Raw genomic sequence first — 18,578 nt, 5'->3', positions numbered from 1 at the left:
ATGTCCGGCCACTCCAAATGGGCGACGACGAAGCACAAGAAGGCCGCGCTCGACTCCAAGCGCGGCAAGCTGTTCGCCAAGCTCATCAAGAACATCGAGGTCGCGGCCCGGACCGGCGGCCCGGACCCGGACGGCAACCCGACGCTGTACGACGCCATCACCAAGGCGCGCAAGAGCTCGGTCCCGATCGACAACATCGAGCGCGCCCGCAAGCGCGGCGGTGGCCTGGAGGCCGGCGGCGCCGACTGGCAGACCATCATGTACGAGGGCTACGCCCCGGGCGGCGTGGCGGTGCTGATCGAGTGCCTCACCGACAACCGCAACCGTGCGGCCTCCGAGGTCCGCGTCGCCCTGACCCGCAACGGCGGCTCCCTGGCCGACCCCGGCTCGGTCTCCTACATGTTCAACCGCAAGGGCGTCGTGCTCGTCCCCAAGGGTGAGCTGTCCGAGGACGACGTGCTGACCGCGGTCCTCGACGCGGGCGCCGAGGAGGTCAACGACCTGGGCGACCAGTTCGAGGTCGTCTCCGAGGCCACCGACCTCGTCCCGGTCCGCAAGGCCCTGCAGGAGGCCGGGATCGACTACGACTCGGCCGAGTCCAGCTTCCTGCCGACGATGAACGTCCCGCTCGACGAGGACGGCGCCCGCAAGGTCTTCCGGCTGATCGACGCCCTTGAGGACAGCGACGACGTCCAGAACGTCTGGGCCAACTTCGACGTGTCCGACGAGGTTCTGGAGAAGCTCGACGCCTGACGGCACCCGGAGCGCCCGCCTCCCCGGCGAGGCGGGCGCTCTGCCGTCTGATGCGCATTTCGAGTTGTCTGCGAGGTTTGCCCCCTGGGGCGGGGGCAGCTCAGGCGGACGATGGGGAATCCTGATCTGATCTTCGCGCTGGCAGGCGCCGGAGCCCTGCTCGCGGCCGTCCTGCCCCGGCTGCTCAACCGGCGGCCCTTCTCGCTGCCGCTGGCCTGCCTGCTCGGCGGGATCCTGCTCTACCTCCTGCCACTGGACCTGCCCAGGCCCGACCCCGTGGCCCACCGGGCCCTCGTCGAGCACGCCACCGAGATCTGCGTGCTGATCTCGCTCATGGGCGCCGGGCTCGCGATCAACCGGCCCTTCGGGCTGCGCGGCTGGGCCTCCACCTGGCGTCTGCTGGGATGGACGCTCCCGCTGACCGTCGTAGGAGTGGCCGGCGCCGCCTGCCTCCTGCTGGGCTGGCCCCCGGCCGCGGCACTGCTGCTGGGCGCAGTGCTCGCCCCGACCGACCCGGTGCTCGCCTCCGACGTGCAGGTCGGCGAGCCCGTCGACTCCGAGAAGGCGGACGACGAGGTCAGGTTCACCCTCACCTCCGAGGCGGGGCTCAACGACGGCCTGGCCTTCCCCCTGGTGTTCGCCGCCATCGCGATGGCGGCCGCCGGCGGCTTCGGCTGGGCCGGGGAGTGGGTCCTGGTGGACCTGCTCTACAGGTGCGGGGCGGGACTGCTCTGCGGCCTGCTGGCCGGAAAGCTGCTGGGCCGGCTGTTCTTCCGCGCCCAGGTGTCCGACCTGCGGCTCGCCGAGCACAGGGACGGCTTCGTCGCGCTGGCCGCGACGTTCCTGGCGTACGGCCTCACCGAGCTGGTGCACGGATACGGCTTCATCGCGGTGTTCGTGACCGCGTGCACCATCAGGGCCGCCGAGCGCAGCCACGGCTACAACGGTGTGCTGCACGGCTTCATCGAGCAGATCGAGCGGCTGTTCACCGCCTGGCTGATCCTGCTGCTCGGCGGGTTCGTGGCGGTCGGCGGCCTGGCCGCGCTCACCTGGCGGGGCGCGGCCGTCAGCCTGCTCCTGCTGCTGGTGATCCGGCCGCTGACCGGCTGGGTCGCCCAGCTCGGCGGGCGGGCGGGGCCGCGCGAGCGCGGCGTGACGGCGGTCTTCGGCATCCGCGGCATCGGCTCGCTGTTCTACCTCGCCTACGCCCTCGGGCACGCCGACTTCGGCGTGCCCGCCGAGGAGCTCTGGGCGGTGGTCGCCTTCACCGTGCTGGCCTCCCTGGTCCTGCACGGGGTCACCGCGACGCCGATCATGACGCGGCTGGACCGCCTGCGTGACAGGGCGGGGGACGCGGAGACCGAGCCCGCCGCCCGCCACCTGTAGGGGCCGATTCGCCTTTCCGGACCCGCCCTGCCTAGGTTGGGGGCTTGTGGAGCTACGTGATCTGACCATCGACGACCTCGACGCGGTGCTGGACAACCGCAAGCGCGCCTTCGGGCCCATCTCGGGAGGGGCTCTGGAGACCTGGCGCAAGCTGGTCACCCCGGCGCTCGAAAAGGGAAGATATCTCGGGATCGTCGACGGCTCCCGGCTGGTCGCGACCAGCCGGGTCAACGACTTCACCCAGTGGTGGCACGGCAGGCCGATCTCCATGGGCGGCGTGGCGTCGGTGACCGTCGCCCCCGAGGAGCGTGGACGCGGCGTCGGCCGGACGCTGATGCGGGCCACCGTCGACCGCTGCGCGGAGCTGGGCCATCCGGTCTCGGCGCTCTACCCGGCCACCACCCACATCTACCGGTCGCTCGGCTGGGAGCACGCCGGCGCCATGCACCGGGCCACCCTGCCGGCCGAGGCCCTGCGCGCGATCAGGACCACCGGGCGGGTCGAGATCCGCCGGATGGGCCCCGCCGACGCCCCCGAGGTGGTCGCCGTCCTCGGCCGCGTCCACGCCGCCACCCGCGCCTCCGGCCCCGTCTGCTGGGACGAGGGGACCTGGCGCCTGCACCTGGAGGAGAAGGACGACTTCCTCTACCTGGCCGACGACGGCTTCGTGATCTACCGCTGGCACGGCGGCGACATCGAGGTCTCCAACCTCGTCGCGGGCTCGGAGGCCACGGCGCGGGCGCTGTGGGCGATGGTCGGCTCGTCGGCCTCCATCGCCAAGTCGGTCCGGGCGGTCGTCGCCCCCGACGACCCGGTGTTCTGGCTGATCGGGGACCGTCCCAGAGACGAGGTCGGCCAGACCCGCTGGATGTTCCGCGTCGTCGACCTCGCCCGGGCCGTCGCCGGACGCGGCTTCCCCGCGGGCGTCACCCTTGATGCCGTCGTCCGGGTCGACGATCCCCAGCGCCCCGCGAACTCCGGTCCGTGGCACCTGTCGGTCTCCGGCGGATCCGGTACGGCCGAGCCCGCCGGCACCCTGCCGGAGTCCACCCCCACCTTCACCGCTGGCGGCTTCTCCGCCCTGTTCGCCGGAGTCCCGGCGGCCACCCTGCGCCGCTCGGGCCTCCTCACCGGCCCGGCGGACGGAGACGACGCCCTCGACGCCGCCTTCCAGGCCAGACCCCACATGCTCGACTACTTCTGAGCGGCGGTCAGGTAGCCGTGCGTGGCGCGCTCCCACGCGGTAGAGTCGGGCACCGAACAGGTGTTCGGCGAGCGGAGGCGTGTCGGTGCGGTTGCCCGAGCTGCGGGTGATGGGGGTCGATCCGGGGCTGACCCGGTGCGGGCTCGGGGCGGTCGAGGGACGGCCCGGAGCGCCGCTCAGCCTCGTCAAGGTCGGAGTCGTCCGGACTCCGGCCGACGACGAGATCGGGGCCAGGCTGGTGGCGATCGAAGCGGGCATCGAGCAGTGGCTCGACGAGATCCGGCCCGACGCGGTCGCCGTGGAGCGGGTCTTCGCCCAGCACAACCTCAGGACCGTGATGGGCACCGCGCAGGCGTCCGCCGTGGCGATCCTGTGCGCCTCCCGCCGGGGGCTGCCGGTGGCGATGCACACGCCGTCCGAGGTCAAGGCCGCGATCACCGGCAGCGGCACGGCCGACAAGCAGCAGGTGGGGACGATGGTGACCCGGCTGCTGCGGCTGGACGCGATGCCCAAGCCCGCCGACGCCGCCGACGCGCTGGCGCTCGCGATCTGCCACGTCTGGCGGGGCGGGGCGCAGAACCGGCTGGCCGAGGCCGTGGCCAGGACCAAGACCGGGCCGGGGACGACCGCCGCCGCCTACTTCCGGGGGCGGGGCCGGGCCGGATATTCGAGAGGAACCACGCAGTGATCGCCTCGGTACGGGGACGGGTGGCCGCGATCGCGCCCGACGGCGCGGTGGTCGAGGTCGGCGGGGTGGGCATGCTGGTCCACTGCACGCCGGGCACGCTGGCCACGCTCAGGGTGGGCGAGGAGGCCCGGCTGGCCACCTCGCTGGTGGTCCGGGAGGAGTCGCTGACGCTGTTCGGCTTCGGAAGCGACGACGAGCGCGGCGTCTTCGAGATGCTGCAGACGGCCAACGGGGTCGGACCCAAGGTCGCTCTGGCGATGCTGGCCGTCCACACCCCCAACGCGCTCCGGATGGCCGTGGCGAGCGCCGACGTCAAGGCGCTGACCAGGGTTCCCGGGGTGGGGCCCAAGGGGGCCCAGCGGATCATCGTCGACCTCAAGGACAAGCTCGGCACGCCCGATCAGGCCGTCAACGCCGCCCTCAACGGCGGTGCGGCCGCGCCCGCCTGGCGGGACCAGGTGCACTCCGGGCTGGTGGGCCTCGGCTACTCGGCCCGGGACGCCGACGAGGCCGTCGCGGCCGTCACCCCCCAGGCCGACATCGAGGTGGCGGAGGGCCGCTCCCCGCAGGTGGCGACGTTGCTCAAGGCCGCGCTCCGCGCCCTGAGCGTGCGGTGAGCACGGGGTCTGCGATGCGGATCCCGGAGGGACACGGCGGGCTCGGCGGGACAGCGGTCGTCCGCGCGGGCCGGGACGGCAGGGGCGGTTCAGGTGAGACGGGGAAGACCCGCGTGAGTGAAGGTGGACCGGCGTGAGCTTCGATCGGGATCTGGTGGCGCCGGACGCCGAGGGCGACGAGCGGCTGATCGAGGCGGCGCTGCGGCCCAAGCGGCTGGAGGAGTTCATCGGCCAGGCACGGGTGCGCGAGCAGCTGTCGCTGGTGCTGCAGAGCGCGCTGCGGCGCAACCGGCCGCCGGACCATGTGCTGATGAGCGGTGGTCCCGGCCTGGGCAAGACGACCCTCTCCATGATCATCGCCACGGAGCTCTCCGTGCCGCTCCGGATCACCTCCGGGCCCGCGCTGGAGCGGGCGGGTGACCTCGCGGCGATCCTGTCGACCCTCTCGGAGGGAGAGGTCCTCTTCATCGACGAGATCCACCGGATGGCCCGTCCGGCGGAGGAGATGCTCTATCTCGCGATGGAGGACTTCCGCGTCGACATCGTGGTGGGCAAGGGGCCCGGGGCGACCGCGATCCCGCTGGAGGTCGCGCCGTTCACCCTGGTCGGGGCGACCACGCGGGCCGGGCTGCTGCCCGCTCCGCTGCGCGACCGGTTCGGCTTCGTCGCGCACATGGAGTTCTACGACGTGGCCGAGCTGGAGCAGGTGCTGCACCGCTCCTCACGGCTGCTCGGCCTGCAGCTCCCCGGTGACGCGGCGCACGAGATCGCCGGCCGGTCGCGGGGCACGCCCCGCATCGCCAACCGGCTGCTGCGCCGGGTCCGCGACTTCGCCGAGGTGCGGGCCGACGGGGTGGTCACCCGGGACGTCGCCTCGGCGGCGCTGAACCTCTACGAGGTCGACGCCGAGGGGCTGGACCGGCTGGACCGGGCGGTGCTCGGGGCGCTGCTGCGGAAGTTCGGGGGCGGCCCGGTGGGACTTTCCACACTGGCGGTCGCGGTGGGGGAGGAGCCGGAGACGGTCGAGGTGGTCGCGGAGCCGTTCCTGGTCCGCCAGGGTCTGCTGGCGCGCACTCCCCGGGGCCGGGTCGCCACCGCCGCGGCCTGGGTCCATCTGGGGCTGACGCCGCCGCCGGACGCATTCGGCGCCTCGATGGTCGTTGATCTTGAGGATGATCTGGGGCACGCCTGACGTTGGGTTTTGATGGGGAAACCGTACAGAGTTGATCACAGATCGGTGACAACGGTATCGAAATGGGAACTTCCCTGCGCGCCTGTCCGTGACTTCGTTGCCGCGCTCTAACAGCTCGCCTAAACTCCGTGCCTTGGCTGGCTGTGTAGGCTGACGTGCTGAGCGGCGTGGCCGCATACGACGTCCGGCCCCAGGCCGGTCATTCTTAAGCCTAAGGAGCGGCCCTATGGGCGACTATTCAAGCCTTATCATGATCGCTCTGATGGTCGTGGTGTTCTACTTCCTGCTTATCCGGCCGCAGCGCAAGCGGCAGCAGGAGCAGGCTCAGATGCAGAACTCCCTGACCTCCGGAACCCGCATCATGACCACGACGGGGCTTTTCGCGACCGTGGTGGCGATCGACGCCGACGACGTGATCCTGGAGATCGCCCCCGGTGTCGAGACCCGCTGGGTCAAGGCCGCGATCGGCCGTGTGCTGACCCCGGTCGACGACGTCGATCAGGAAGAAGATGTCAAGGCCGTCGACGTCGTGGACGACAATGTGGTGGACACCGTGAAGCCGCACGACGACCAGGACTCGCCGAAGAAGTGATGACCAGGCTCACCGACCATCCCCTATAGCCGAAAGAACTGACGACCAGTGGCCCGACCGACCAGCGGCCAGAGCAGACCGGGGCGCATGCTCCTGGCGCTTCTGGTGATTATTCTCGCCATGGGCGGGGTGATGTTCTTCAACAAGGCATACGCCCCGGAATATGGCCTCGACCTCGCCGGCGGCACGACAGTGACGCTGCAGCCCGTGACCCCGAACGGCACTCCTCCCACCGAGGAGAGCCTCAACCTCGCCGTGGGCATCATCCGGAACCGGGTGAACGGCAGCGGAATCTCCGACGCCGAGGTCGCCAAGTCCGGTGACAACATTGTCATCTCCGTCCCCGGAGCCGGGCAGGAGGAAGTCGTCAAGCTGGTCGGCACCACCGCGGAGCTGCGATTCCGCCAGGTGATGGCGGTCGCGGCCGGGTCGCCGCCGCCCCCCGGTCAGATGCCCACCCAGGCGCCGACACCGGCGCCGTCCGCCTCTCCCACGGCCACCGGCAAGCAGAACTCCAGGGCTCCCAAGCCGGGGCAGACGGCCACGCCGAGCCCGACCGGCTCGCCCGCCGGCCGCGCCCTGTCCTCGGCGCTCACCAACCCGAGCCCGGGGGCCACGCAGGCCCCGTCGGACAAGAAGCCGGCCAAGAACGCGTCTCCGTCCGCGGAGCCGAGTCAGAGCGCCGCCCCGACGGCGCAGCCGACGGCCCCGGCGATGGACCCGAACGACCCGATGGCGGGCGTGGACCCGGCCGGGATCGACCCGGCGGTGCTCAAGCAGTTCCAGGAGCTCGACTGCGCCAAGGACAACGGCCAGGGCGCCCAGGACGACCCCAACAAGCAGTTCGTCGGCTGCAGCCAGGACAGCAGCACCAAGTACGTGCTCGACAAGGCGGCCGTGACCGGCACCTCGATCGACACCGCGACGGCCGGGGTGGACCAGACCACCGGCGAGTGGCTCGTCCAGCTCTCCTTCAAGGGCGAGGGCCCGACCCAGTGGTCGAAGGTCACCACCACCGCCTTCAACTCGCAGCCGCCGCGCAACCAGGTCGCCATGGTCCTGGACGGCGTGGTGATCTCCGCGCCGGTCATCCAGGAGCCGATCACCGGCGGCCGGGCGCAGATCTCCGGCAGCTTCACCCAGGTGACGGCCGACGAGCTGGCCGGTCAGCTCAAGTTCGGCGCGCTGCCGCTGAAGTTCAAGAAGGGCTCCATCGAGGAGGTCTCCTCCACCCTGGGCGCCGACCAGCTCCGCGGCGGCCTGATCGCCGGTGCGATCGGCCTCGGCCTGGTGCTCGTCTACTCGATGCTCTACTACCGGGGCCTGGGCATCGTCTCGGTGCTGAGCCTCGTGGTCGCCTCGGTCCTGACCTACCAGGCGGTGGTGATCCTCGGTACGTTCGCGGGCTTCCGCCTGTCGCTGCCGCACATCATCGGCCTGATCGTCTCGATCGGTATCACCGCGGACTCGTTCATCGTCTACTTCGAACGCATCCGTGACGAGATGAAGGAGGGGCGCCGCTCGCTGCGGACGGCCGTCGAGGTCGCCTGGGTCCGTGCCCGCCGCACGATCCTGATCGCGGACGCGGTCATGTTCATCGCCGCCGTGGTCCTGTACTTCCTGGCGGTCGGCGGCGTGGCCGGATTCGCGTTCGCGATGGGCCTGACCACCCTGATCGACATCGCCGTGGTGTTCATGTTCACCAAGCCGTTCGTCGCGCTGCTCGCCAAGAGGAAGTTCTTCGCCAGGGGCCACAAGCTCTCCGGTCTCGACGCCGAGCGCATGAGCGTCCAGACGTCCGTCGGCTCCAAGCCCACCCCGCAGGAGGCCTGATGTCCGGCATCGCGCGCCGGCTGTACCGAGGCGAGGTCAATGTCGACTTCGTCGGGCGCAAGAAGCTCTGGTACGGCCTCTCCGCCGTCCTCCTGCTGATCTCCATCGCCGGCCTGGTCGTCAACGGCCTGAACCTGGGCGTGGAGTTCAAGGGCGGGTCGGTGTTCTCCTTCAAGGCCCCGGCCGCCGACATCCAGGAGGTGCGTACCACCTTCAACGACGCGGGCGTCCACCAGGTCATCGCGCAGACGACGAACAACGGCTGGCGGGTCACCACCGAGAGCCTCCCCGAGGAGGAGGTGACCACGGTTCAGAAGGCGGTCGCCAAGGAGTTCGGCCTGCAGCAGAACCAGGTCAACCTCCAGGTGATCGGCGCCTCGTGGGGCGGCCAGGTGGCCGACAAGGCGATCATCGGCCTGATCGTCTTCATGCTGGCGATCATCCTGTACCTCACGCTCGCCTTCGAGTGGAAGATGGCGCTGGCCGCCGTCGTGGCGCTGCTCCACGACCTGGTGATCACCGCCGGTGTCTACGCGTGGTCCGGATTCGAGGTCACGCCGGCGACCCTGCTGGGCTTCCTGACGATCCTCGGATACTCGCTGTACGACGCGGTCGTCGTGTTCGACATGATCAAGGAGGTCACCGCCAAGCTCGGCACGACCTCCAAGATGACCTACACGCAGGCCGCCAACAACGCGCTGAACCACACGCTGATCCGGTCGCTGAACACCACCCTGGTGGCGATCCTGCCGGTGGCCGCGATCCTGTTCATCGGCACCACGCTGTTCGGCGCCGGCACGCTGAAGGACCTGTCGCTGGCCCTGTTCGTCGGCATGATCGTCGGCACGTACTCCTCGCTGTGCGTGGCGACGCCGCTGCTGGTCACGTTGAAGGAGCGGGAGTCGCGCTACCAGGCGATCGCCCGCAGGCTCGCCGCCCACGGCGGCGCGGCCGGGACGGCGGCCAAGAGCGCCCGCCAGCCGGTCACGGCGGGGGCCGCCAACGGCTCCGTGCCGGACGCCGAGAAGCGCAAGAAGAAATAGGCGGAACAGATCACGCCTCCGCTCCCTCCCGGGGGGCGGAGGCGTTTTCGTAAGGGATGTGATCATGAGTGACCTGCAGCAGCTGATCCTCGACAGGATCCGCGACGTACCCGACTACCCCCAGGCGGGAGTGCTGTTCAAGGACATCACCCCACTGCTCGCAGACCCGCCCGCCTTCGCCGAGGTGGTGAACGAGTTCGCCGGGCTCCACCGGGTCGACAAGATCGTCGGCATCGAGGCGCGGGGCTTCATCCTGGCCGCCCCGGCCGCCTACAAGGCGGGCGCCGGGTTCGTCCCGGTACGCAAGAAAGGCAAACTGCCCTCCGAGACGCTTGAGGCGTCCTACGATCTGGAGTACGGCTCCGCCACCATCGAGGTCCACCGGGACGCCTTCGCCCCAGGAGACCGCGTCCTGATCGTCGATGACGTGCTCGCCACCGGAGGTACGGCGTGCGCGGCGGTGGAGCTGGTCCGCAGGGCGGGCGCCGACGTCGTCGCCATCGCCGTGCTCATGGAATTGGCCTCCCTCAAGGGGCGCGAGCGGTTGGACGGCGTCGAGCTGCACTCCCTCGTGATCGTCTGATTCCACCCCACCGGGGTAAGCATTGAAGCCGGTCTGGATACACTTGGGGGATCTGGACTCGAATGTGAGGAGTCTGAGTGCCCCGTGATGTGGTCGTCCCCGACGTGACCGCCGACGGCGGCGGTCCCGTGACGGCCGTCCCGGCCGGCGATGCCGGTTCCGCCATGTCCGGAGCCACCGAAGAGAAGCCTGCGGTGAGGCGCAGACTCGCGCGCTTTGGGGGGCAATGGGGTGGCGCCATGAACCCGGTGCTGGAGCCGCTGTTCCGGACGGTCCGTGCGACCCATCCGAAGGCAGACCTGCGGCTGATCGAGCGTGCCTACGATGTGGCCGCCTACCACCATCGCGATCAGAAGCGCAAGAGCGGCGACCCCTACATCACCCACCCCCTGGCGGTGGCGACGATCCTGGCCGAGCTCGGCACCGACGACGAGACGCTGTGCGCCGCGCTGCTGCACGACACCGTCGAGGACACCGCCTACGGCCTGGACGAGCTGCGCTCGGACTTCGGCGACAACATCGCGCTGCTGGTCGACGGCGTCACCAAGCTCGACAAGGTCAAGTTCGGTGACGCCGCGCAGGCCGAGACCGTGCGCAAGATGGTCGTGGCGATGTCCCGCGACATCCGGGTGCTGGTGATCAAGCTCGCCGACCGGCTGCACAACATGCGCACCATGCGCTACCTCCCCGAGCACAAGCGGCAGCAGAAGTCCCGCGAGACGCTGGAGATCTTCGCGCCGCTCGCCCACCGGCTGGGCATGAACACCATCAAGTGGGAGCTGGAGGACCTCGCGTTCGCCATGCTCTACCCCAAGCGCTACGACGAGATCGCCAGGATGGTGTCGGAGCGGGCCCCGCGCAGGGACCTGTTCCTGCAGGAGGTCATCGAGAAGGTCTCCGGCGACCTGCGCGAGGCCAAGATCCGCGCGGTGGTCAAGGGACGCCCCAAGCACTACTACTCGGTCTACCAGAAGATGATCGCCAGGGACGTCGCCTTCGACGACATCTACGACCTGGTCGGCATCCGGGTGCTGGTCGACACGGTCCGCGACTGCTATGCCGCCCTCGGAACGATCCACGCGCGATGGAACCCGGTGCCCGGCCGGTTCAAGGACTACATCGCGATGCCCAAGTTCAACATGTACCAGTCGCTGCACACCACGGTGATCGGCCCCGAGGGCAAGCCGGTGGAGCTGCAGATCCGCACCCACGCCATGCACCACAGGTCCGAGTACGGCGTGGCCGCGCACTGGAAGTACAAGGAGGACATGACGGCCGCCGGTCCTCCCGGAGCGAAGCTGAAGCCCGGCAACGACATGGCGTGGCTCCGCCAGCTCCTGGACTGGCAGAAGGAGACCGCCGACCCGGGGGAGTTCCTGGAGTCGCTCAGGTTCGACCTGTCGGTCTCGGAGGTGTACGTCTTCACCCCGCGGGGCCAGGTGATCGCCCTCCCCGAGGGTGCGACGTCGGTCGACTTCGCCTACGCCGTCCACACCGAGGTCGGGCACCGCTGCATCGGGGCCCGGGTCAACGGCCGCCTGGTGCCGCTGGAGTCGCGGCTGGGCAACGGCGACACCGTCGAGATCTTCACCTCCAAGTCGCCCGACGCGGGCCCGTCGCGTGACTGGCTCAAGTTCGTCAAGTCCGGCCGGGCCCGCAACAAGATCCGTCAGTGGTTCTCCAAGGAGCGCCGCGAGACCGCGATCGAGGCGGGCAAGGAGGCCATCGGCCGGGCCATGCGCAAGCAGGGCCTGCCGCTGCAGCGCATGATGTCCGGAGAGTCCCTCCTGACCCTCGCCAGGGACCTGCGCTATCCCGACGTCTCCGCGCTCTACGCGGCCGTTGGAGAGGGCCACATCGCCGCCCAGGCGGTCGTGCAGAAGCTGGTGCACTCCCTCGGCGGGGTGGACGGCGCGGAGGAGGACATCGCCGAGGCCTCGGTGCCCACGAAGGTGCGGGGCCGGCCCCGCGGCAGCGGCGGCGCGGGCGTGGTGGTGGCGGGTGACTCGGACGTGTGGGTACGGCTGTCGCGCTGCTGCACCCCCGTGCCCGGTGACGAGATCATCGGCTTCGTCACCCGTGGGCACGGCGTGTCGGTGCACCGCACCAACTGTCCCAACGTGGAGCAGCTGAAGTCCCAGCCGGACCGGCTGGTCGAGGTGGCCTGGTCGGCCGCGGACGACTCGGTGTTCCTGGTCGCCCTGCAGGTCGAGGCGCTCGACCGGCCACGTCTGCTGTCGGATGTGACCCGGACCCTGTCGGACCAGCACGTGAACATCCTGTCGGCGTCGGTGACGACGTCCAGGGACCGGGTGGCGATCAGCAAGTTCACCTTCGAGATGGGCGACCCCAAGCACCTGGGGCACGTCCTGAAGGCCGTGCGCAACATCCCCGGTGTCTACGACGTCTACCGGGTGAGCGGCGCCGGAGCCTGACCCGCCGCCCCCGCCGGGGCGAGACGAGGTCCCCGCACCCACCGCGGGTGCCGCTGCCCCGTCCCCCGGCCGGGCGAGGTCCACGTACCCGCCGCGGGTGCCGCTGCCTCCGGCGCCGTGCCGCCGCGTGGCGCCCTGGGGGCGCCGGCTGCGCCGTACGGGGGAAAGCCGGAGGGCGTGTCCCCGCAAGCGGGGACACGCCCTCCAGGGTCTCTCAGCGCGTCAGGAGAACTCGGCGAGCGTGCGCTCGGCCTCCTCCAGCCAGGAACGACGGGCGATCAGGGCCTCCTGGGCGTCCTTCACGTCCTTGTCCTTGCCGGCCGCCTCCGCCTTGGCCAGGCGGGTCTCCAGCTGCTCGATCGACTTGTGGAGCTGGTCGACCGTGTTCTGGGCACGCGCGCGGGCCTCGGGGTTGGAGCGCTTCCACTCCGCCTCCTCGGCCTTGCGGACCGCTTCGTCGATCTTGCGCAGCCCGCCCTCAAGGCGGTCGCGCTGCTCGCGCGGGACCTGACCGGCGGCCTCCCACCGCTCCAGGATGCCGCGCAGCGCGGCCCTGGCGGAGCGGGCGTCGGAGACCGGGACGATCTTCTCGGCCTCGGCGAGGAGCTGCTCCTTGACCTCGGCGTTGGCCGCCAGCGAGGCGTCACGCTCGGCGAAGACCGCGGAACGGGCCTGGAAGAACTGGTCCTGGGCGCCCTTGAAACGGCCCCAGAGCTCGTCCTCGACCTCACGGGAGGCCCGGCCCGCCGTCTTCCACTGCTGCATCAGGTCGCGGTAGGCGGAGGCCGTGGCGCCCCAGTCGGTGGAGGAGGCCAGCGCCTCGGCCTCGGCGACGATGCGCTCCTTGGATGAGCGCACGCCCTCACGCTGCTCGTCCAGCCCGGCGAAGTAGGCCTTGCGCCGCTTGGCGAAGGCCGTACGGGCCGCGGACAGCCGCTTCCAGAGCGCCGCCTCGGTGACGCGGTCGATGCGCTCGGCCGCCTTCCACTCCTCGACGAGCTGGCGCAGCCGCTCGCCGCCGGTCTTCCAGTGGGTGGTGTCGTCGGCGATGCGCTCGGCCTCGGCGACGATCCGCTCCTTGATGCCCTTGGCCTCCGCGCGGGCCACGTCACGAGCGGCCTTGACCTCCTCGCGGCGCTGGGCGACCAGCTCCGTGAGGACGCCCAGCCGGTTCAGCAGCGCGTCGAGATCGCCGACCGCATGCGCGCCGGTGATCGCTTCGCGGAGCTTGACGATGGTCGCCTCGGCCTGGGCGGGTGGCAGGTCGGTGCCGCGGACCCGCTGTTCCAGCAGCGTCACCTGCCCGGCCAGCTCGTCGAACTTGCGATGGAAGTAGGCAAGTGCCTCCTCCGGCTCGCCGGCCTGCCAGGACCCGACGGCCCGCTCTCCCTCAGCCGTACGCACGTAGACGGTGCCGTCGTCGTCTACCCGGCCCCACGGGTCGGTGCTCACCGTGTCCTCCCGCACTTTCATCAGCCTTTCGAGGCTAACCGCCCCTTGGTTGTATTACGTCAGCTCTTGTTGGACATTGTCACGTTTTTGATTTCGACGGTTTCCTTCGGGGCTCCGGTCCCGTCCGGCCCGGGGGTGATGACACCGCCCTTGTTGACCTTGTCGATGATCTCCAGTCCCTTGGTGACCGTACCGAACGGGGTGTACTGCGCCGGCAGCTGGGTGTCGCCGTAGACGATGAAGAACTGGCTGCCGTTGGTGTCGGGGCCGCTGTTGGCCATGGCCACGACGCCGCGGGTGTACTTCGCGCCTTCGAGGTTCTCGTTGACGAAACGGTAGCCGGGGCCGCCCTGGCCGTCGGTCTGGCTCTTGCCGTCGGCCTTGGCCAGCGGGTCGCCGCACTGCAGCATCGGGAACTGGTCGGAGCCGAGGCGGTGACACTTGGAGCCGTTGAAGAACTTCTTCTCCGCCAGGAAGGCGAAGGAGTTGACCGTGCAGGGCGTCTTCCCGGCGTCCACCGCGATCACGATGTCGCCCTGGTTGGTCTTCAGGGTCATCGTCTTGGGCTTGGTGTCCACCTTGGCCGGAGGGGTGCCCACGCTCTTCGCGGGGCTGCCGTCGGCGTCGGCGACATAGCCGCAGGTGCCGCTGGCGGGGTCGAAGGCCGTCGGCTTGGCGGCGGTGCCCGTCTCCGACGGGTTCGCCGAGGCCTCGGCGCTCACCGACGTCTCCGGGCTGGCCGTGGCCGGTGAGTCACCGCCCCCGAGCAGGGTCGTCGCGGCGACGACACCGCCGATGACCACCACGACGCCCACGCTGGTACCGATGATCGCGTTGCGCTTGGCCCGGGCCTCCCGCTCGATGCGCCGCTGATTCTGCCGCTCGTAGTGCTCGCGCGCCAGCTGCTTCTGGCGGTCCTTGCCGCTCACCGCTTCGCCCTCCCGAGTGCCGGAGTATTACTTAATGAGGTGGGCGAATCGTATCGGCCAAAGGGTAATGGTTCGCAGCCCGCCGACCCGCACCGGTACCCTTCGGTTACATTCCCATCCGTATTCTTGACGAGATCAGCTGAGGCAGATGCTCATCGCCGGCTTTCCCGCAGGGTCGTTTCAGACCAACTGTTACGTCGTCGCGCCCGCCGCGGGCGAGGAGTGCGTCATCGTCGACCCTGGGCAGAACGCCGTCGGCGACCTGGACGACGTGCTGCGCGAGCATCGGCTCAAGCCGGTCGCGGTGCTGGTCACCCACGGTCACATCGACCACATGTGGTCGGTCGCCCCGGTCTGCGGCGCGCGTGACGTTCCCGCGTGGATCCACCCGGAGGACCGTGATCTGCTCTCCGATCCGGGTAAGGGACTGTCGTTGGCGACCAAGCAGCAGCTGTTCGGCGGGCTGACCTTCACCGAGCCCGACGACGTGCGCGAGCTGGCCGACGGCGAGGTGCTGCGGCTGGCGGGCATGGAGCTCACGGTCGACCACACCCCGGGCCATACCAGGGGGTCGGTGACGTTCAGGCTGCCCAGCACCGAGGAGATTCCGGACGTGCTGTTCTCGGGCGACCTGTTGTTCGCCGGCTCCATCGGACGCACAGACCTCCCGGGCGGCGACTACCCGACCATCCTGCGCAGCCTGGCGACCAAATGCCTGCCGCTGCCGGAGGACACGGTGGTCCTGCCCGGCCACGGACCACAGACCACGATCGGCCACGAGCGCGCGACCAACCCGTATCTCGCGGAAGCCGCGCCGTACGCCGGTCCCACCAGGGGAATCTGAAGATGACTTTGCAGGCGCCGAAGGGCACCTTTGACTGGCTCCCGCCGCGTTCGGAGCAGGCGCTCGCCGTGCGGGAGGCGCTGACCGCCCCGGTCCGCCGCGCGGGGTACGGCTACATCGAGACGCCGGTCTTCGAGGACACCGCGCTGTTCGTCCGCGGTGTCGGCGAGTCGACCGACATCGTCTCCAAGGAGATGTACACCTTCGAGGACAAGGGCGGGCGCTCGCTCACGCTGCGCCCCGAGGGCACCGCGTCGGTCGTGCGCTCGGTCCTCCAGCACGGCCTGCACAACGGCCAGCTCCCGGTGAAGCTCTGGTACTCCGGCAGCCAGTTCCGCTACGAGCGCGCGCAGAAGGGCCGCTACCGCCACTTCTGGCAGATCGGCGCCGAGGCCCTGGGAGCCGAGGACCCCGCGCTGGACGCCGAGCTGATCGTGCTGGCCGCCGACGGCTACGCCGGGCTGGGCCTCACCGGCGTGCGGCTGCTGCTCAACACGCTGGGCGACAAGGAGTGCCGTCCCGGCTACCGGACGGCGCTGCAGGACTTCCTGCGCGCCCTCGACCTCGACGAGCCCACCCGGCAGCGGATCGAGATCAATCCGTTGCGCGTCCTCGACGACAAGCGCCCCGAGGTGCAGGCCCAGCTCGCCGGCGCCCCGCTGGTCGTCGACCACCTGTGCGAGGCCTGCAAGGCCTACCACGAGGAGGTCCGCTCGCTGCTGACCGCCGCCGGCGTGGCCTACACCGACGACCCCCGGCTGGTCCGCGGTCTCGACTACTACACGCGCACCACCTTCGAGTTCGTCCACGACGGGCTGGGCTCGCAGTCGGCGGTCGGCGGCGGCGGCCGCTACGACGGGCTGAGCGAGATGCTCGGCGGCCCCGCCCTGCCCAGCGTCGGCTGGGCGCTCGGCGTCGACCGGACGCTCCTGGCAATGGAGGCCGAGGGGCTGGCCGGTGCCGAGACCGCCGAGTCGCGTGTCCAGGTGTACGGTGTGCCGCTGGGTGAGGAGGCGCGCCGCCGGATGTTCCTGCTCATGACCGAGCTGCGCCGGGCCGGTCTCGACGCCGACATGTCGTTCGGCGGCAAGGGCGTCAAGGGTGCCATGAAGGGCGCCGACCGGTCGGGTGCGAGCTATGCCGTGATCCTCGGCGAGCGAGATATCGCCGCCGGGTCCGCGCAGGTCAAGGACCTGGCCAGCGGTGACCAGACCGCCGTACCGCTCGCTGAGATCGTCACGACCTTGAAGGAGAGACTGAAGAAATGATCCGCACGCACGAAGCGGGATCACTGCGCAAGGAACACGCCGGGCAGCAGGTGACGCTGGCCGGTTGGGTGGCGCGCCGCCGCGACCACGGCGGTGTGGTCTTCATCGACCTGCGTGACGCCTCCGGCTCCTCCCAGGTGGTCTTCCGCGAGGAGGACGACGCGCACGGCCTGCGCGCGGAGTACTGCGTCAAGGTCGTCGGAGAGGTGCGGGTCCGTCCGGAGGGCAACGAGAACCCCGAGCTGCCGACCGGTGCGATCGAGGTCGTCGCCTCCGAGGTCGAGGTGCTCAGCGAGTCCGCGCCGCTGCCGTTCCCGATCGAGGGCAACGCGGGGGTGTCGGAGGAGGCCCGGCTCAAGTACCGCTACCTCGACATCCGCCGGCAGCAGGTCGCCAACGCCATGCGGATCCGCTCCAAGGCCACCTACCTGGCCCACGAGGTGATGAACGAGCACGGGTTCAACTACATCGAGACCCCGACGCTGACCCGTTCCACCCCCGAGGGCGCCCGCGACTTCCTGGTCCCGGTCCGGCTGCAGCCCGGCAGCTGGTACGCCCTGCCGCAGTCGCCGCAGCTGTTCAAGCAGCTGCTCATGGTCGCCGGCATGGAGCGCTACTACCAGCTCGCCCGCTGCTTCCGCGACGAGGACCTGCGCGCCGACCGGCAGCCGGAGTTCACCCAGATCGACGTCGAGATGTCCTTCGTGGACCAGGACGACGTCATCGCCCTGGGCGAGGCCCTGGTCGGCCGCATCTGGAAGGAGACGATCGGCTACGAGCTGCCGACGCCGCTGCCCCGGATGACCTACTGGGACGCCATGTCCCGCTACGGCTCCGACAAGCCGGACCTGCGGTTCGGCCAGGAGCTCGTCGAGATGACCGAGTACTTCGCCGACACCACCTTCCGCGTGTTTCAGGCGCCGTACGTGGGCGCCGTGGTCATGCCGGGCGGCGCCTCCCAGAGCCGCAAGGAGCTGGACGGCTGGCAGGACTGGGCCAAGTCGCGCGGCGCCAGGGGCCTGGCCTACGTGCTCGTCGGCGAGGACGGCGCGCTCGGCGGCCCGGTCGCCAAGAACCTCTCCGAGACCGAGGCCGCGGGCCTGGCCGCCAAGACGGGTGCCAAGCCCGGTGACGCGATCTTCTTCGCGGCCGGTACGGCCGCCGCCTCGCGTGACCTGCTCGGCGCGGCACGCCTGGAGATCGGCCGCCGCTGCGGTCTGATCGACGAGTCGGCGTGGAACTTCCTCTGGATCGTCGACGCCCCCATGTTCGAGGAGGACGGCGAGGGCGGCTGGACCGCGGTCCACCACCCGTTCACCGGGCCCAAGCCCGAGTGGGCCGACAACTTCCAGGACCACCCCGGCGAGGCCCTGGCCTACGCCTACGACATGGTCTGCAACGGCATGGAGATCGGCGGCGGCTCGATCCGTATCCACCGGGCCGAGATGCAGCAGCGCGTCTTCGACGTGCTCGGCATCTCCAAGGAGGAGGCGGAGAACAAGTTCGGCTTCCTGCTGGAGGCGTTCAAGTACGGCCCGCCGCCGCACGGGGGCATCGCCTACGGCTGGGACCGGATCTGCATGCTCCTGGCGGGCGGCGACTCCATCCGCGACGTCATCGCCTTCCCGAAGACGGCGTCCGGCTTCGACCCGCTGACCGGCGCGCCCACTCCCATCACGGGTGAGCAGCGCAAGGAGGCGGGCGTGGACGCCAAGCCGAAGGCGGAGGCCTAGGTCCGAGCGGTGCGGGCCCCCGGAAC

Annotated in this window: 16 protein-coding genes; 14 read left to right on the top strand and 2 right to left on the bottom strand. The window is 70.3% G+C overall.

Annotated elements, in window-relative coordinates; translation table 11 throughout:
• From SROS_RS29510 to SROS_RS29460, 11 genes are all read left to right on the top strand, one after another.
• On the top strand, positions 1-753 hold the full coding sequence (locus SROS_RS29510) for a YebC/PmpR family DNA-binding transcriptional regulator (RefSeq protein WP_012892582.1): 753 nt from the start codon (positions 1-3) through the stop codon (positions 751-753).
• A 111-nt stretch (positions 754-864) separates the two neighbouring features.
• On the top strand, positions 865-2,139 hold the full coding sequence (locus tag SROS_RS29505; protein WP_012892581.1) for a cation:proton antiporter: 1,275 nt from the start codon (positions 865-867) through the stop codon (positions 2,137-2,139).
• A 46-nt stretch (positions 2,140-2,185) separates the two neighbouring features.
• A complete protein-coding gene (locus tag SROS_RS29500; RefSeq protein ID WP_012892580.1) occupies positions 2,186-3,343 on the top strand; it encodes a GNAT family N-acetyltransferase in 1,158 nt (385 codons plus the stop codon).
• A gap of 100 nt (positions 3,344-3,443) precedes the next feature.
• Positions 3,444-4,031: a crossover junction endodeoxyribonuclease RuvC gene (gene ruvC / locus SROS_RS29495; RefSeq protein ID WP_043657002.1), complete on the top strand. Its 588-nt coding sequence runs from the start codon at positions 3,444-3,446 to the stop codon at positions 4,029-4,031.
• On the top strand, positions 4,028-4,648 hold the full coding sequence (gene ruvA / locus SROS_RS29490) for a Holliday junction branch migration protein RuvA (RefSeq protein ID WP_012892578.1): 621 nt from the start codon (positions 4,028-4,030) through the stop codon (positions 4,646-4,648). Before ruvC ends, ruvA begins: the two co-directional genes overlap by 4 nt.
• Before the next feature lie 133 nt (positions 4,649-4,781).
• Positions 4,782-5,840 carry a Holliday junction branch migration DNA helicase RuvB gene (gene ruvB / locus SROS_RS29485; protein WP_012892577.1) on the top strand — a complete coding sequence of 353 codons (1,059 nt, stop codon included), beginning with the start codon at positions 4,782-4,784 and terminating at the stop codon, positions 5,838-5,840.
• A gap of 226 nt (positions 5,841-6,066) precedes the next feature.
• Positions 6,067-6,432: a preprotein translocase subunit YajC gene (gene yajC / locus SROS_RS46285; protein WP_012892576.1), complete on the top strand. Its 366-nt coding sequence runs from the start codon at positions 6,067-6,069 to the stop codon at positions 6,430-6,432.
• Between the two features lie 87 nt (positions 6,433-6,519).
• The gene (secD, locus tag SROS_RS29475) at positions 6,520-8,265 is read left to right on the top strand and encodes a protein translocase subunit SecD (protein WP_012892575.1); all 1,746 of its coding nucleotides are present in this window, start codon (positions 6,520-6,522) and stop codon (positions 8,263-8,265) included.
• The gene (gene secF, locus SROS_RS29470) at positions 8,265-9,308 is read left to right on the top strand and encodes a protein translocase subunit SecF (protein WP_012892574.1); all 1,044 of its coding nucleotides are present in this window, start codon (positions 8,265-8,267) and stop codon (positions 9,306-9,308) included. The genes secD and secF overlap by 1 nt, the downstream gene beginning before the upstream one ends.
• A gap of 64 nt (positions 9,309-9,372) precedes the next feature.
• Positions 9,373-9,891: an adenine phosphoribosyltransferase gene (locus tag SROS_RS29465; protein WP_012892573.1), complete on the top strand. Its 519-nt coding sequence runs from the start codon at positions 9,373-9,375 to the stop codon at positions 9,889-9,891.
• Positions 9,892-10,130: 239 nt separating this feature from the next.
• Complete coding sequence (locus SROS_RS29460; RefSeq protein ID WP_086012432.1) at positions 10,131-12,326, top strand: RelA/SpoT family protein; 2,196 nt, start codon at positions 10,131-10,133, stop codon at positions 12,324-12,326.
• Between the two features lie 222 nt (positions 12,327-12,548).
• Here the strand turns inward: SROS_RS29460 and SROS_RS29455 are convergent, their stop codons facing one another.
• Both SROS_RS29455 and SROS_RS29450 read right to left on the bottom strand, forming a co-directional pair.
• Positions 12,549-13,799 (bottom strand): DUF349 domain-containing protein, encoded by a 1,251-nt coding sequence (locus tag SROS_RS29455; protein ID WP_012892571.1) that lies wholly within the window; start codon positions 13,797-13,799, stop codon positions 12,549-12,551.
• Between the two features lie 38 nt (positions 13,800-13,837).
• The gene (locus SROS_RS29450; protein WP_012892570.1) at positions 13,838-14,707 is read right to left on the bottom strand and encodes a peptidylprolyl isomerase; all 870 of its coding nucleotides are present in this window, start codon (positions 14,705-14,707) and stop codon (positions 13,838-13,840) included.
• Between the two features lie 148 nt (positions 14,708-14,855).
• On the opposite strand from SROS_RS29450, the gene SROS_RS29445 reads away from it, so the two are divergent.
• Genes SROS_RS29445 through aspS form a run of 3 tightly spaced genes read left to right on the top strand, consistent with a single transcriptional unit; the run spans position 14,856 to position 18,552 of the window.
• Positions 14,856-15,551 carry an MBL fold metallo-hydrolase gene (locus SROS_RS29445; protein ID WP_012892569.1) on the top strand — a complete coding sequence of 232 codons (696 nt, stop codon included), beginning with the start codon at positions 14,856-14,858 and terminating at the stop codon, positions 15,549-15,551.
• A 2-nt stretch (positions 15,552-15,553) separates the two neighbouring features.
• Complete coding sequence (hisS, locus tag SROS_RS29440) at positions 15,554-16,819, top strand: histidine--tRNA ligase (RefSeq protein WP_012892568.1); 1,266 nt, start codon at positions 15,554-15,556, stop codon at positions 16,817-16,819.
• Positions 16,816-18,552 (top strand): aspartate--tRNA ligase, encoded by a 1,737-nt coding sequence (aspS, locus tag SROS_RS29435; protein ID WP_012892567.1) that lies wholly within the window; start codon positions 16,816-16,818, stop codon positions 18,550-18,552. The genes hisS and aspS overlap by 4 nt, the downstream gene beginning before the upstream one ends.
• The last annotated feature ends 26 nt before the right edge of the window (positions 18,553-18,578 follow it).

This window comes from Streptosporangium roseum DSM 43021, from assembly GCF_000024865.1.
Lineage (GTDB): Bacteria > Actinomycetota > Actinomycetes > Streptosporangiales > Streptosporangiaceae > Streptosporangium > Streptosporangium roseum.
This window is presented reverse-complemented; position numbering and strand designations above follow the sequence as displayed.